The following is a 15,407-nucleotide window of genomic DNA, read 5'->3' on the forward strand; positions in this document are numbered from 1 at the left end:
TTTTGCCATGGTCAACGTGGCCAATTGTGCCTACGTTGACGTGCGGCAGATTTCGTTCAAATGCTTTTTTTGCCACGATAAAATACCTCTTAGATTATGGCGAAGGCTAATAAGCCCTCATCACCGCTTCGGCGACATTCTTAGGAGCTTCAGCGTAACACTCAAACTCCATAGAGTAAGTTGCACGCCCTTGAGTTGCGGAACGCAGATCAGTTGCATATCCGAACATTTCACCCAACGGAACCTGTGCATTAATCACTTTGCCAGATGGAGTGTCTTCCATACCCTGAACCAGACCGCGGCGACGGTTAAGATCACCCATAACGTCGCCCATGTAATCTTCCGGAGTAACCACTTCGACTTTCATCATAGGCTCCAGAAGACACGGATCTGCTTGCATGGCATATTTCTTCAATGCCTGAGATGCCGCAATTTTAAACGCCATCTCATTTGAGTCAACATCATGGTATGAACCATCATAGAGACGGGCTTTAAGACCAATCAGAGGATAACCAGCGATAACGCCGTTTTTCATCTGTTCAGCAATACCCTTCTCGATAGCTCCGATGTACTCCTTAGGAATAGCTCCACCTACCACCTCGCTGAGAAACTCCAGACCTTCTTCATCAGACGGACTGAACTCAATCACAACGTGACCATACTGACCGCGACCACCTGATTGACGCGCAAACTTGTGGTTAGCATCGACAGACTTACGAATCTTCTCACGATAAGCAACCTGCGGCTTACCAATGTTAGCTTCAACGCCAAATTCACGACGCATACGATCAACAAGGATATCCAGGTGCAATTCACCCATACCCGAGATAATTGTCTGGCCAGACTCTTCATCAGTTTCTACACGGAAAGACGGATCTTCTTGGGCCAGTTTACCCAAAGCAACACCCATCTTCTCCTGATCAGCTTTAGTCTTAGGCTCAACAGCAACAGAAATTACCGGCTCTGGAAACTCCATGCGCTCCAATACGATTCTATTGGTAGGATCACATAGTGTGTCACCTGTAGTAACATCTTTCATACCGATCAATGCAGCAATATCACCCGCGCGAACTTCTTTGATCTCTTCACGGTTATTTGCATGCATCTGCACCATACGACCAACACGTTCTTTTTTACTCTTAACAGAGTTAAAGACGCTATCGCCGGAAGCCAGAACACCTGAATACACACGCACAAATGTCAACGTACCCACAAATGGGTCTGTCGCAATTTTAAAAGCAAGCGCAGCAAAGGGTTCTTTGTCATCAGCATGACGCTGAGCAACAGTTTCGTCCTTATCGTCCAGCGTACCTTCAATCGCTTTAACTTCGACAGGAGAAGGCATGTATTCAACAACAGCGTCCAACATTGCCTGAACGCCTTTGTTCTTAAAGGCAGAACCACAAAGCATTAGAACAAGGTCGTTATCTAACGTACGCGCGCGCAAACCAGCCTTGATTTCGTCATTAGTTAAGTCACCTTCTTCAAGGTACTTTTCCATCAACTCGTCAGTAGCTTCAGCAGCTGCCTCAACCATCTGTTCACGTAGCTCGTCGGCTTTATCCTGCAGATCAGCAGGAATATCTTCCAACTCATACGTCATCCCCTGATCTTCTTCATTCCACATGATCGCTTTCATGCGAATCAGATCAACAACGCCTTTGAACTCATCTTCAGCGCCGATAGGGAAATTGATTGGGACAGCTTTAGCACCCAAGCGAGCTTTCAGCTGATCAATAACCATATAGAAGTCAGCACCAGCACGGTCCATCTTGTTAACAAAAACCATACGAGGAACATGGTATTTATTAGCCTGACGCCATACTGTTTCAGTCTGCGGCTGCACACCTGAAGAGGCACATAACACAACAACCGCACCATCAAGCACACGCAAAGAACGCTCAACTTCGATTGTGAAGTCAACGTGGCCCGGTGTATCAATGATATTGATACGGTGGTTTTCAAACTGCTTGCTCATACCTTGCCAGAAACAGGTAGTCGCGGCAGAAGTGATAGTTATACCACGTTCCTGCTCCTGCTCCATCCAATCCATTGTCGCGGCGCCATCATGCACCTCACCAATTTTATGAGACAGACCTGTATAGAAAAGCACGCGCTCTGTCGTAGTCGTTTTACCGGCATCTACGTGTGCAACGATACCAATGTTACGGTAACGAGCAATAGGAGTTTTACGAGCCACGACTCATTCCTCTGGAGATTTAGAAGCGATAGTGAGCAAAAGCTTTGTTAGCTTCAGCCATACGATGCACATCTTCACGTTTCTTAACAGCAGCACCACGACCGTCTGCAGCATCCATCACTTCGCCAGCTAGACGCAGCGCCATGGATTTTTCGCCACGCTTACGCGAAGCATCTACCAACCAACGCATTGACAGCGCCATACGGCGAGAAGGACGCACTTCACATGGAACCTGATAGGTAGCACCACCAACACGACGGGATTTAACTTCAACCGCTGGCTGGATAGCATCTAACGCTTTAACAAACATATCCAGAGGATCGTTATTTGAACGCTCCTGGATTTTATCCATTGCACCGTAAACAATACGTTCTGCAACAGATTTTTTACCGCTAACCATTACGTGGTTAATAAATTTTGCCAATGTAATGTTACCGAATTTAGGATCCGGCAGTATATCGCGCTTCGCAGCGACGCGTCTTCTAGGCATGATAAGCCCTCATATTATTAAAGGTCTTCAGGAAATTCAGATAGAAATCTACCTGACCTTACTCTTACCGGGTCCGGTCTCGCCAAATTCAGTATTTGATCTGTTACCAGACGCTGTACTTCCTTCAACGTCACCGTTAAACGGTGATTAAGACTTAGGACGTTTAGTACCGTACTTCGAACGAGCCTGTTTACGATCGCTAACGCCTGAACAATCCAATGCGCCACGAACAGTATGGTAACGAACACCTGGCAAATCTTTTACACGACCGCCACGGATCAAAACAACACTGTGTTCTTGCAGGTTATGACCTTCACCACCAATGTAGGAAGTCACTTCGAAGCCGTTTGTTAAACGAACACGGCAAACTTTACGAAGGGCCGAGTTTGGCTTCTTCGGAGTTGTAGTGTAAACACGTGTACATACGCCACGACGCTGAGGACAAGCCTGCAGAGCCGGTACGTCACTTTTTTGTACTTTGCGCTTACGTGGTTTGCGAACCAACTGGTTAATTGTTGCCATTAAAGCAAACTCCACGTTTTCACGTTTAATTAAGAGCACCAAAAAACCGGATTGTATTCAATCCGGTCACTAAGGGGCCAGAATTTTAATCAATTCCGACCCTTAAAGTCAATCACTGATTAATAATTAATCAGAATTTGACAGAGAGGCATTCAGCGCAGCTGCCAGTGCTTCTTGCACTTCTTCTGCACTGACTGTCTCAGTTCCTTGCGCAATCGCACGTTTGCGTTTGCGTTCGCTATGATAAGCCAAACCTGTTCCCGCAGGGATCAGACGACCTACCACAACGTTTTCTTTCAAGCCGCGTAGGAAATCTTGCTTACCTTTGACTGCACCTTCGGTCAGTACGCGGGTAGTTTCCTGGAACGATGCTGCAGAGATGAAGGACTCTGTTGCCAGAGACGCTTTGGTAACACCCAACAGAACTCGCTCAAACTTAGCCGGAATCTTATCGGCTGCTTCAAGCTCTGCATTTTCAGCAACAACCGCTGCATACTCAACCTGCTCGCCAGGAATAAAGGTACCGTCACCTGAAGTAATAATTTCTACTTTACGTAACATCTGACGACAGATAACTTCAACATGCTTATCGTTAATACCTACACCCTGGAGACGATAGACATCCTGAATTTCATTAACAACAAATTCAGCCAGCGCTTCTACGCCCAAGATACGCAAGATATCATGCGGATTGGTTGGACCATCGGAAATAACCTCACCCTTTTCAACATACTCACCTTCGAATACGTTCAGGTTACGCCACTTCTGAATCATCAATTCATAGGGTTCAGCATCATTTGGAGAGATAACCAGACGTTTTTTGCCTTTGGTTTCTTTACCGAATGAAATGATACCCGAGATTTCGGCCAGGATTGACGACTCTTTCGGCTTACGCGCCTCAAACAAGTCGGCAACACGCGGCAGACCACCGGTAATATCTTTGTTAACCGAACCTTCCTGCGGAATACGCGCAAGCGCTTCACCCACAGAAACATTGGCTCCATCCGCCATATTAATGATGGCTTTAGCAGGCAACAAGTATTGTACTGGTTGATCAGTACCCGGGTGACAAATATCCACACCCTTGTCATCTACTAATTTGATCATTGGACGAATATCTTTACCAGCCGTCGGACGATCTTTACCGTCCAATATTTCGGTAGTCGATAGACCTGTCAGATCATCAGTCGTCTGCTTAACGGTAATACCATCTTCCATACCGACGAAGATAACTGTACCGCCCACTTCTGTAATAATTGGGTGTGTATGCGGATCCCAGTTAGCGACGATATCGCCAGGATTAACCTGTGCACCATCCTTAACCTTGATAATCGCGCCGTAAGGCAGCTTATAACGCTCACGCTCACGACCATGCTCATCTGTCACACCCAACTCACCGGAACGGGAAGCAGCTACCAAGTGACCTGCAGGTGATTCAACATACTTAAGATTATGCAGACGAATTTCGCCGCCTTTCTTAACCTGTACGCTATCAACCGCTGCTGCTCTGGATGCCGCACCACCGATGTGGAAGGTACGCATTGTCAGCTGTGTACCAGGTTCACCGATAGACTGAGCGGCGATAACACCGACCGCCTCACCTTCGTTAACACCATGACCACGACCCAGATCACGACCGTAACACGCCGCACAAATACCGAAACGGGTATCACAGGTAATCGCTGAACGCACTATCACTTCATCAATAGAAGAGAACGCTTCATCATTTTCTAAATAATGAACCCAGGCTTCATCGATTAATGTCCCGGCAGGAATCAATACATCGACACCGGCTGGATCAAGTACATCGCGCGCAATAACACGACCCAGGATACGATGACCCAAGGTAACAACAACATCGCCACCTTCAATCATAGGCTGGATAATCAAGCCATTCTCAGTACCACAATCTTTTTCTGTGATAACAAGATCCTGCGCCACGTCAACCAAACGACGCGTCAGATAACCGGAGTTAGCCGTTTTCAGTGCCGTATCAGCCAAACCTTTACGCGCCCCGTGAGTAGAGATGAAGTACTGAAGTACACTCAAACCTTCACGGAAGTTGGCAACGATAGGGGTTTCGATGATAGAACCATCGGGTTTAGCCATCAAACCACGCATACCCGCCAACTGACGAATCTGTGCAGCACTACCTCGGGCACCCGAGTCAGCCATCATATAAACTGAGTTGAATGACTCTTGATCGACTTCGTTACCGTGACGATCAATCGCTTTTTCAATTTTCAGGTTTTCCATCATACGCTTAGCCAACAAATCGTTAGCACGCGACCAGATATCAATAACCTTGTTGTATTTCTCACCCTGAGTAACCAAACCATCAGCGAACTGACGTTCAATTTCTTTCACTTCTGCGTCAGCTTCACCAACAATAGTGGCTTTTTCATCAGGGATAACGAAATCGTTAATACCGATCGATGATCCGGATACCGTCGCTTGACGGAAACCTGTATACATCAACTGGTCAGCAAAAATAACGGTATCTTTCAGACCACAACGACGATAAGCCTCATTCAGTAAACGAGAGATCGCTTTTTTCTTCATCGCCTGGTTAACAAGCTCAAACGGCAGGCCATCAGGGACAATAGAGAACAACATGGCACGACCGGCCGTTGTTTCCTTAATTTCCGTAAGCTCGGTTACATTGCCTTCGATATCACGGATAACTTCGCTGATACGGACTTTAATGTACGCCTGAAGATCAAGCTGTTTAGCCCCGTAAGCACGTTCAATCTCTTCAATATTCGCAAACACCATACCTTCGCCTTTAGCGTTGATACGGCCACGCGTCATGAAGTACAGACCCAGTACAACGTCCTGTGACGGCACGATGATTGGCTCACCGTTGGCTGGCGACAGGATGTTGTTGGTAGACATCATCAAGGCACGTGCTTCTAGTTGTGCTTCGATTGTCAGCGGTACGTGGACCGCCATCTGATCACCATCAAAGTCGGCGTTGTAAGCCGCACAGACTAATGGGTGCAACTGAATCGCTTTACCTTCGATAAGTACAGGCTCAAATGCCTGAATACCTAGACGGTGAAGCGTGGGTGCACGGTTAAGCAGAATTGGATGTTCGCGGATAACTTCATCCAGAATATCCCATACCAACGGCTCTTCACGCTCAACCATTTTCTTAGCAGCTTTAATTGTCGTCGCATAACCACGCAATTCAAGCTTAGAGAAGATAAACGGTTTAAATAATTCCAATGCCATCTTCTTAGGAAGACCACACTGATGTAAGCGCAGGTAAGGACCTACCACGATAACCGAACGACCCGAGTAATCTACGCGCTTACCTAGCAGGTTCTGACGGAAACGACCCTGCTTACCTTTGATCATATCAGCCAAAGATTTTAGGGGACGTTTGTTAGAACCGGTAATAGCACGACCGCGACGACCATTATCCAGCAACGCATCGACTGATTCTTGCAACATACGCTTTTCGTTACGTACGATGATATCAGGAGCATTCAGATCTAACAGGCGCTTTAGACGGTTGTTACGGTTAATAACACGACGGTACAGATCATTCAGATCAGACGTCGCGAAACGTCCGCCATCCAGAGGCACCAACGGACGCAGGTCTGGTGGCAAGACAGGCAGTATCGTCAGCACCATCCATTCCGGCTTGTTGCCAGACTTGTAGAAGGATTCGCACAGCTTAAGACGCTTAGACAGTTTCTTGATCTTAGTTTCAGAGTTAGTCTGCGGAATCTCTTCACGCAACATCTGAATTTCTTCTTTAAGATCAATAGAAGCCATCAACATCTGAACAGCTTCAGCACCCATACGGGCATCAAATTCGTCGCCAAATTCTTCCAGTGCTTCAAAGTACTGTTCGTCATTCATCAACTGGCCGCGCTCAAGCGTCGTCATACCAGGCTCAACAACAACGAATGATTCAAAATACAGAATCCGTTCGATGTCACGCAGCGTGATATCCAGCATCAAACCAATACGGGAAGGCAATGACTTAAGGAACCAAATATGAGCAACAGGGCTCGCCAGGTCGATATGACCCATACGGTCACGTCGCACTTTAGTTAGCGTTACTTCAACACCGCACTTCTCACAGATAACACCACGGTGTTTCATGCGCTTGTACTTACCACACAAGCACTCATAATCTTTAACCGGGCCAAAAATCTTCGCACAGAACAAACCATCACGTTCTGGCTTAAAAGTACGATAGTTAATCGTTTCCGGTTTTTTTACTTCACCAAAAGACCACGATCGGATCATTTCCGGTGAGGCTAGCGAGATCTTGATCGAGTCAAACTCGTCAGCCTGGCTTTGTGATTTCAGCAGATTCAGCAGATCTTTCATTGTCAGCAGCTCCTCGCGGAGTTATTGGGCAGACACAGCGCATCTACCCGGGTGATTCGGCTATACCTAGTCGTTTTCAAGCGAAATATCGATACCCAGAGAACGAATCTCTTTGATCAATACGTTGAACGACTCAGGCATTCCTGGCTCCATTTTGTGGTTTCCGTCGACGATGTTTTTATACATCTTCGTACGGCCATTCACGTCATCCGATTTAACAGTCAACATCTCTTGCAGAGTATATGCAGCACCATAAGCCTCGAGCGCCCACACTTCCATCTCACCGAAGCGCTGACCACCGAACTGTGCTTTACCACCCAACGGCTGCTGAGTAACAAGACTGTAAGAACCCGTAGAACGTGCATGCATTTTATCATCAACCAAATGGTTAAGTTTCAGCATGTACATGTAACCAACAGTCACTTGACGCTCAAACTTATCGCCCGAGCGGCCGTCATACAAAGAAACCTGGCCGGTGTCACTCATCCCAGCCATGCGCAGCAATTCTTTAACTTCAGCTTCTTTAGCACCATCAAATGCAGGCGTAGCCAATGGCACACCACCACGTAGGTTGCGCGCCAAATCAAGGATTTCTTCATCAGAGAAGCTATCCAGATCTTCATGGCGCGAGTTCTTCCAACCATCCAACTCACTGTTATAGATACGATGCAGGAATTCACGGATCTCTTTAACTGCTTCTGCCTTTTCACGCTCAGCAACTAACATCTCGTTAATTCGACGACCCAAACCTTTGGCTGCCGCACCCATATGCGTCTCAAGAACCTGCCCTACGTTCATACGCGAAGGCACACCCAATGGATTCAGTACGATATCAATCGGCTCACCGTTCTCATCGTAAGGCATATCTTCCACTGGCATGATGACCGAGATAACACCTTTGTTACCATGGCGACCCGCCATTTTATCGCCTGGCTGTACACGACGTTTGGTTGCCACGTACACCTTAACAATCTTCAAGACGCCCGGCGCTAAATCATCACCCGCCTGAAGTTTGTTCTTTTTATTTTCGAATTTTTTGTCGAGCTCTTCGCGACGTTCATCCAACTGCACTTTGGCTTGCTCTAACTGCGCAGATACCGCTTCATCAGAAAGTCGAATTTTAAACCATTCGTCTTTTTTCAAACCAGCAAGGAATTCATCAGTAATAACTTCAGCTTTTGCCAGACCCGCACCGCCGTCCGCTTTTTTACCCACCAACACCTGCGCTAAACGCTCAAATGTGGCCTGCTCAACAATGCGATATTCATCGTTAAGATCTTTGCGAATAGCATCCATCTCGGATTTTTCGATAGCCAGAGCACGCTCGTCTTTCGTCACACCATCACGAGTGAAGACCTGTACATCGATAACTTTACCGGTTGTACCACCTTTCACACGCAACGACGTATCTTTAACGTCAGATGCCTTCTCACCAAAGATTGCACGTAGCAATTTTTCTTCAGGAGTAAGCTGTGTCTCACCTTTTGGCGTCACCTTACCGACAAGAATATCACCAGGACCTACTTCAGCACCGATATGCACGATACCCGACTCATCCAGCTTAGCCAGCGCAGATTCACCGACATTCGGAATGTCTGAAGTAATCTCTTCAGATCCAAGCTTGGTGTCACGTGCTACGCACGTTAATTCCTGAATGTGGATAGTAGTAAAACGATCTTCTTCTACTACGCGCTCAGAAATCAGGATGGAATCTTCAAAGTTGTAACCATTCCAGGGCATAAATGCGATGCGCATGTTCTGACCAAGCGCCAACTCACCCATATCAACCGAAGGACCGTCCGCCATAATATCGCCACGCGCAACAGAGTCGCCTTGACGAACAATAGAACGCTGGTTAATACATGTGTTCTGGTTAGAACGGGTATATTTTGTCAGGCTGTAAATATCTACACCTGCATCACCCGCGGTCACTTCAGCATCGTTAACACGCACTACGATACGTGCAGCATCAACCGATTCGATGACACCACCACGACCAGCAGTAACACAAACACCGGAGTCACGTGCAACATAACGCTCCATGCCTGTACCTACCAACGGCTTATCAGCACGTAAAGTGGGTACAGCCTGACGCTGCATGTTCGAGCCCATCAATGCACGGTTGGCATCATCGTGTTCTAGGAACGGGATCAAGGCTGCGGCGATAGAAACTACCTGACGCGGCGATACATCCATGAAATCAACACGTTCTGGCCCCATTACGGTAAATTCGTTCTGATACCGAACAGCAACCAATTCATCTGTTAAACGACGCTCAGCATCCATCAAAGCGGATGCCTGGGCGATAACATAGTTGTTTTCTTCAATGGCCGACAAGTATGCGATATCGTCTGTAACAACACCGTCAACTACCTTACGGTAAGGAGTTTCCAGAAAACCATAATCATTGGTACGTGCAAATGTAGCCAACGAGTTAATCAGACCGATGTTCGGCCCTTCAGGTGTCTCGATAGGACATACACGACCATAATGTGTCGGATGTACATCTCGCACCTCAAAACCAGCACGTTCACGCGTCAAACCACCTGGGCCAAGCGCCGAAATACGACGTTTGTGCGTGACTTCCGACAACGGGTTGTTCTGATCCATAAACTGAGACAGCTGAGATGAACCAAAGAACTCTTTAACCGCAGCAGCAACAGGTTTAGCGTTAATCAAATCCTGAGGCATCAGGTTATCGGCTTCAGCCATGCTCAGACGATCGCGTACTGCACGCTCAACACGTACCAAACCAACACGGAATTGGTTTTCAGCCATTTCACCAACAGAACGAATACGACGGTTACCCAAGTGATCGATATCATCAACAATGCCTTTACCATTGCGAATATCAATCAGGGTTTTCATGACATCCAGGATATCTTCTTTATCCAGAACAGCCGAACCGGTTTCAGCCTGTCGACCAAGACGACGGTTGAACTTCATACGCCCTACAGCTGACATGTCATAACGCTCTTCAGCGAAGAACAAGTTACCGAACAATGTTTCTGCGGACTCTTTAGTTGGTGGCTCACCAGGACGCATCATACGGTAGATTTCTACCAATGCTTCCAGCTGGCTACGGGTTGGATCGTTGCGCAATGTATCGGAGATAAATGGACCACAATCAAGCTCATTGGTATAGAGAGTCTCGATTTCAGTGATATTGGCAGCCAGCAGTGTCGCTACCAGATCGTCCGTTACTAGCGTATTACATGGACAGATCAATTCACCGGTTGCAGGATCCACAACATCTTTCGCAACTGACTTACCCATCAGGTATTCAAGCGGCACTTCTAGCTGGGACATATCAGCCATTTTCAGGATGTGACGCGGCGTGATACGACGACCCGCTTCGACAATCACATCACCCTTCTCGTTTTTAATTTCAAACGACATGGTTTCGCCACGTAGGCGATCCGGAACAAGTCCCATTTTCACATGCTCTGCGGACAGAACCCATGATGTATTCTCAAAGAAAATATCAAGAATCTCATGTGTTTCATAACCCAGCGCACGCAACAAGACAGTAGCCGGCAACTTACGACGACGGTCAATACGCACAAACAGTGCATCTTTAGGATCGAATTCGAAATCCAACCAAGAACCACGGTATGGAATAATACGTGCGGAATAGAGCAACTTACCAGACGAATGTGTTTTACCTTTGTCGTGATCAAAGAACACACCTGGTGAGCGATGGAGCTGAGAAACGATAACACGCTCAGTACCATTGACCACAAACGTACCATTGTCAGTCATCAAAGGCATTTCGCCCATGTAGACTTCTTGTTCCCGGATATCTTTCACTGCTTTATTAGATGATTCGCGATCATAAATCACCAACCGCACTTTAACACGCAGTGGGGCAGCGTATGTTATGCCACGCTGTTGACATTCCTTGACGTCGAAAACTGGCTCACCCAGGCGATAGCCAACATATTCCAATGCAGCATTGCCCGAATAGGAGACAATAGGAAATACGGATTTAAATGCCGCGTGTAGACCTTCCTCTTTACGATCTCCTGCATCCGCATCTTCCTGCAGGAATTTACGATAAGAGTCGAGCTGGATCGCCAGCAGGTAAGGTACATCCATGACTTGCAGCAATTTGCTGAAATCTTTGCGGATGCGTTTCTTTTCAGTATACGAATAAGCCATCAGTGTTCCCCAGCATGTGCACCAAGTTGAGAAGCAGCCCAGAACGAGAATTCCTGGCCCGCGCAGCCGTTATTTATTTGCTGTCTACAAATAACGGAAAAAGGCCGGCGGCAATTTGCCACCAGCCATAGGTGTTTCAAGCAGTCTCAGGCTGCTTGTAAAGCATAAGTCAGATTACTTAAGCTCAACAGAAGCGCCAGCTTCTTGCAACACTTTCATAAGCTCTTCAGCGTCGTCTTTGCTAATGCCTTCTTTAACAGCAGCCGGAGCACCGTCAACCAGACCTTTAGCTTCTTTCAGGCCAAGACCTGTTGCTGCACGAACTGCTTTGATAACGTTAACTTTCTTCTCACCAGCAGAAGTAAGGATAACATCAAATTCAGTTTGCTCAACTGCAGCTTCAGCAGCAGCTGGACCAGCAGCAACAGCAGCAGCAGCAGATACGCCAAATTTTTCTTCCATTGCTGAAACCAATTCAACAACATCCATTACAGACATTTCAGCGATAGCGTTAATGATATCTTCTTTAGTCAGAGACATGACTTTTTCCTAAAATATGTGGAGCCGAAGCTCGTTTAAACTATTAAAAAACAGCAATAAAACTATGCTGCTTCTTGCTCTTTCTGATCGCGAACAGCGTCGATAACACGTACCAACTTGCCTGCAGATGCTTCTTTCATGCAACTCATCAGCATCGCAAGTGCTTCGTTGTATGTTGGCAAGCTTGCCAACAAAGCAACATCTACAACTGCACCTTCAAAAGCTGCTAATTTAAGCTCCAGCTTATCGTTCTTCTTAGCGAATTCTTTCAGAATACGCGCACCAGCACCTGGGTGCTCATTTGAAAAAGCGATAATGCTTGGGCCAGTGAAAGAATCAGACAGACATTCATACGCTGTTCCAGCAACTGCACGACGCGCTAAAGTATTACGCACTACACGTAACCAGACGCCGTTTTCACGCGCTTCTTTGCGCAGAGTAGTCATAGCCCCAACGGTAACACCGCGAGCATCTGCCACTACTGCAGAGAGTGCGTTTTGAGCAGCTTCCTGGACTTCAGCGACGATCGCTTTTTTATCTTCTAGTCCTAATGCCACAATTAACTCCTGGATTAATAGTCTTACGACTGTTTACCATCAATCTACCTAAGTAGAGTTGCGAGCACGGTGGTATTCACCGTCTGCGCAGGCTGGCAACCCATTAAGATGCCTCCAAAGACGCATCACCTGCGGTCTTTGACGGCCTTCGTCTCTGTCTAACAGGTCACGAAGACCCTCAAAAAACCTTCGAGGTTGATCTAAGCTCTTATAAAGAAGCCTGGTCAACCAAAATGCCTGGACCCATAGTAGAGGACAGGACAACTTTCTTAACGTAGATACCCTTAGATGAAGCCGGCTTAAGTTTCTTAAGCTCAGCAACAAGAGCAGCAACGTTTTCTTGGATTGCTACAGCATCAAATTCAATTTTACCCACGCCTGCATGGATAATTCCGTTTTTATCTGTACGGAAGCGAACCTGACCTGCTTTTGCATTTTTAACAGCAGTCACAACATCTGGAGTCACGGTGCCAACTTTAGGGTTAGGCATCAAACCACGAGGACCCAGAATCTGACCCAACTGACCGACAACACGCATAGCGTCTGGCGTAGCAATAACAACACCGTAGTCAATATCACCGGCTTTCATAGAAGCAGCAAGATCTTCAAAACCTACAACATCAGCGCCTGCTTCTTTTGCTTTAACAGCATTTTCGCCCTGAGCAAAAACAGCAACACGCACTTCTTTACCAATACCATGCGGCAATACTGTAGAACCACGCACGACCTGGTCAGATTTACGTGGATCAACACCCAGATTTACAGCAACATCGATCGACTCTTTAAACTTAACAGTCGACACTTTAGCCAGCATTTCAACGGCTTCAGTGATTGAGTACACTTTACCTGCAGTGACTACTTCACGAATTGCTTTCTGACGCTTAGTTACCTTAGCCATTATACCTGCCCCTCTACTACAAGACCCATGCTGCGAGCACTACCTGCGATAGTACGCACGGCAGACTCTAAATCAGCAGCATTCAGATCTGGCATTTTAATAGTTGCGATCTCTTCCAACTGAGCCTGCGTCACCGTACCGACTTTCACAGTATTCGGACGACCCGATCCACTTTTCAGACCCGCTGCTTTCAACAACAAAACTGCCGCTGGCGGCGTTTTCGTAATGAAAGTGAAACTACGGTCGCTATACACTGTGATAACAACTGGTGTCGGCAAGCCTGGCTCAAGACCCTGTGTTTCAGCATTGAATGCTTTACAGAATTCCATGATGTTCACACCGTGTTGACCCAATGCAGGACCTACTGGTGGACTTGGATTTGCCTGAGCTGCCTTAATTTGCAGCTTAATATAAGCCTGTATTTTCTTGGCCATCTTTAACTATCTCCTTTGGGTATAACGCCTTGCGGCTTCCCGTTTTACATAGACACAAAAACTCCGCCTTATAAAAGGCAGAGTTTTTCCGGTTTTTTATATCAGACCTTTTCGACCTGACCAAATGCCAACTCGACCGGCGTAGATCGACCGAAAATAAGAACCGCCACTTTCATACGGTTTTTCTCATAATCAATCTCTTCAACCACACCATTAAAGTCAGCAAACGGGCCTTCTGAAACACGTACCATTTCACCCGGCTCAAAGACTGTTTTAGGCTTAGGCTTATCAGCTCCACTACGCACCCTAGATAAAATCTCATCCGCTTCGCGTTGAGTAATTGGTGCAGGCTTATCAGCTGTTCCGCCAATGAAACCCAGAACACGCGCTGTATGTTTAACCAGATGCCAAGTCTCATCAGTCATATCCATTTGCACTAACACATACCCTGGATAAAACTTACGCTCAGACTTACGCTTCTTACCATCCTTGATTTCAACAACCTCTTCGGTCGGAACAAGAATTTCGCCAAACATATCTTCCAAACCCGAAAGAGCAATACGCTCTTCAAGCAAGGTCTTAACACGCTTCTCGTAGTTAGAGTGAGCATGAACAACATACCAATTTTTAGCCATGCCCTTTCTCCTAACCTATTAAACTGGAAACCGTCCAACCCAAAAATGAGTCAAGGCCCCATAAAAGCAAACCAATCAATAACACTACAACCACAACCATTGCTGTTGTCTGCAATGTCTCTTGACGCGTAGGCCAAACAACCTTACGTATCTCATTTTTTGCCTCTTTAAACAGAGTAAAAAATGCACTACCTTTTTCTGTTTTTAACGCTACAAACCCAGCGACCAAACCCAACACCAACAAGGCAATGACTCGATACAACAGGGATTGCTCAGCATATATAGAGTTACCAACGACACCTACCGCAACAAGCGACACAACCATCAACCACTTAAAGATGTCGTACTTAGATCCTTCAGATGCTATTTTTGACTTCACGCTTATTAGCCTCGGCTTCGAATAAAGCTTACGCTTTGATGCCATCTTCGACTGAAGATGGCAGGCCAGGAGGGACTCGAACCCACAACCTGCGGTTTTGGAGACCGCTGCTCTGCCAATTGAGCCACTGGCCTGTTGAAAACAGGGACGCACATTATAATTACGCCCCTGCTATTTGGCAACACTTTATCGCAAATTAAGCGATAATTTTAGCTACAACACCAGCACCGACTGTACGGCCGCC

Annotated in this window: 11 protein-coding genes, 1 tRNA gene and 1 pseudogene; all 13 read right to left on the reverse strand. The window is 46.7% G+C overall.

What is annotated here, in order from left to right; all coding sequences use genetic code 11:
* A pseudogene (locus tag Nant_RS21325) lies at positions 1-76 on the reverse strand (GTP-binding protein); the annotation flags it as partial.
* 30 nt (positions 77-106) lie between these two features.
* A complete protein-coding gene (gene fusA, locus Nant_RS12675) occupies positions 107-2,200 on the reverse strand; it encodes an elongation factor G (protein WP_054342036.1) in 2,094 nt (697 codons plus the stop codon).
* 19 nt (positions 2,201-2,219) lie between these two features.
* The gene (rpsG, locus tag Nant_RS12680) at positions 2,220-2,690 is read right to left on the reverse strand and encodes a 30S ribosomal protein S7 (RefSeq protein ID WP_054342037.1); all 471 of its coding nucleotides are present in this window, start codon (positions 2,688-2,690) and stop codon (positions 2,220-2,222) included.
* Between the two features lie 147 nt (positions 2,691-2,837).
* Positions 2,838-3,212: a 30S ribosomal protein S12 gene (gene rpsL, locus Nant_RS12685; RefSeq protein WP_054342038.1), complete on the reverse strand. Its 375-nt coding sequence runs from the start codon at positions 3,210-3,212 to the stop codon at positions 2,838-2,840.
* 126 nt (positions 3,213-3,338) lie between these two features.
* Positions 3,339-7,559, reverse strand: a complete 4,221-nt coding sequence (gene rpoC, locus Nant_RS12690; RefSeq protein WP_054342039.1) for a DNA-directed RNA polymerase subunit beta' — start codon at positions 7,557-7,559, stop codon at positions 3,339-3,341.
* Between the two features lie 66 nt (positions 7,560-7,625).
* Positions 7,626-11,720 (reverse strand): DNA-directed RNA polymerase subunit beta, encoded by a 4,095-nt coding sequence (gene rpoB, locus Nant_RS12695; RefSeq protein WP_054342040.1) that lies wholly within the window; start codon positions 11,718-11,720, stop codon positions 7,626-7,628.
* A gap of 174 nt (positions 11,721-11,894) precedes the next feature.
* Positions 11,895-12,260, reverse strand: coding sequence for a 50S ribosomal protein L7/L12 (gene rplL, locus Nant_RS12700; protein ID WP_054342041.1), 366 nt, complete (start codon positions 12,258-12,260; stop codon positions 11,895-11,897).
* 62 nt (positions 12,261-12,322) lie between these two features.
* Positions 12,323-12,817, reverse strand: a complete 495-nt coding sequence (rplJ, locus tag Nant_RS12705) for a 50S ribosomal protein L10 (protein WP_054342042.1) — start codon at positions 12,815-12,817, stop codon at positions 12,323-12,325.
* A 208-nt stretch (positions 12,818-13,025) separates the two neighbouring features.
* Complete coding sequence (gene rplA / locus Nant_RS12710; protein WP_054342043.1) at positions 13,026-13,715, reverse strand: 50S ribosomal protein L1; 690 nt, start codon at positions 13,713-13,715, stop codon at positions 13,026-13,028.
* Positions 13,715-14,149 carry a 50S ribosomal protein L11 gene (rplK, locus tag Nant_RS12715; protein WP_054342044.1) on the reverse strand — a complete coding sequence of 145 codons (435 nt, stop codon included), beginning with the start codon at positions 14,147-14,149 and terminating at the stop codon, positions 13,715-13,717. The genes rplA and rplK overlap by 1 nt, the downstream gene beginning before the upstream one ends.
* A gap of 101 nt (positions 14,150-14,250) precedes the next feature.
* Positions 14,251-14,784 carry a transcription termination/antitermination protein NusG gene (nusG, locus tag Nant_RS12720; protein WP_054342045.1) on the reverse strand — a complete coding sequence of 178 codons (534 nt, stop codon included), beginning with the start codon at positions 14,782-14,784 and terminating at the stop codon, positions 14,251-14,253.
* A gap of 10 nt (positions 14,785-14,794) precedes the next feature.
* Positions 14,795-15,163: a preprotein translocase subunit SecE gene (gene secE, locus Nant_RS12725; protein ID WP_076496046.1), complete on the reverse strand. Its 369-nt coding sequence runs from the start codon at positions 15,161-15,163 to the stop codon at positions 14,795-14,797.
* A gap of 58 nt (positions 15,164-15,221) precedes the next feature.
* Positions 15,222-15,297 (reverse strand) — tRNA-Trp (locus Nant_RS12730).
* Positions 15,298-15,407 lie beyond the last annotated feature (110 nt).

The sequence above is a fragment of the Neptunomonas antarctica genome (assembly GCF_001305295.1).
In the GTDB taxonomy this organism is placed as follows: domain Bacteria; phylum Pseudomonadota; class Gammaproteobacteria; order Pseudomonadales; family Balneatricaceae; genus Neptunomonas; species Neptunomonas antarctica.

Coding starts and splice junctions, on each gene's coding strand:
- rpsG (WP_054342037.1), bottom strand. CDS start 2,690: ATGCCTAGAAGACGCGTCGCTGCGAAGCGCGATATACTGCCGGATCCT.
- rpsL (WP_054342038.1), bottom strand. CDS start 3,212: ATGGCAACAATTAACCAGTTGGTTCGCAAACCACGTAAGCGCAAAGTA.
- rpoC (WP_054342039.1), bottom strand. CDS start 7,559: ATGAAAGATCTGCTGAATCTGCTGAAATCACAAAGCCAGGCTGACGAG.
- rpoB (WP_054342040.1), bottom strand. CDS start 11,720: ATGGCTTATTCGTATACTGAAAAGAAACGCATCCGCAAAGATTTCAGC.
- rplL (WP_054342041.1), bottom strand. CDS start 12,260: ATGTCTCTGACTAAAGAAGATATCATTAACGCTATCGCTGAAATGTCT.
- rplA (WP_054342043.1), bottom strand. CDS start 13,715: ATGGCTAAGGTAACTAAGCGTCAGAAAGCAATTCGTGAAGTAGTCACT.
- rplK (WP_054342044.1), bottom strand. CDS start 14,149: ATGGCCAAGAAAATACAGGCTTATATTAAGCTGCAAATTAAGGCAGCT.
- nusG (WP_054342045.1), bottom strand. CDS start 14,784: ATGGCTAAAAATTGGTATGTTGTTCATGCTCACTCTAACTACGAGAAG.